Annotated in this window: 1 pseudogene; it reads right to left on the reverse strand. The window is 64.1% G+C overall.

Going from position 1 to position 463, the window contains the following annotated elements:
- A pseudogene (locus tag AACY08_RS29440) lies at nt 1-463 on the reverse strand (S-methyl-5-thioribose-1-phosphate isomerase); the annotation flags it as partial.

Below are 463 nucleotides of genomic sequence, written 5' to 3' on the forward strand. Positions count from 1 at the left end.
GCGTCGAAGGTGGTGTAAGGCAAAGCGACATAGAAGGGCACGCCCGTGTCCTTTGCGGCGAGCGCCTTCAGATAGGTGCCGATCTTGTTGCAGACATCGCCATTGGCCGTCACGCGGTCGGTGCCGACGATGACGGCATCGACCTGGCCCGTCACCATCAAATGGCCACCGGCATTGTCGGCGATAACGGTGTGCGGCACGCCGTGCCCGGCCAGTTCGAACGCGGTGAGCAACGCGCCCTGGTTGCGTGGGCGGGTTTCGTCGACCCAGACATGCACTGGAATACCGGCGTCATGCGCCAGATAGATCGGCGCGGTGGCGGTGCCGTAATCGACCGTCGCCAGCCACCCTGCGTTGCAATGCGTCAGGATGTTGAGCGGACGATCCGGGTGCTTCGCATGAAGCGTGCGGAACAGCGCGAGGCCGTGTTCGCCGATCGCCTGGTTCAGCGCGACATCCTCGT

The sequence above is a fragment of the Pseudomonas sp. EL_65y_Pfl1_R83 genome, assembly GCF_963970695.1.
Classification (GTDB): domain Bacteria; phylum Pseudomonadota; class Gammaproteobacteria; order Pseudomonadales; family Pseudomonadaceae; genus Aquipseudomonas; species Aquipseudomonas tritici.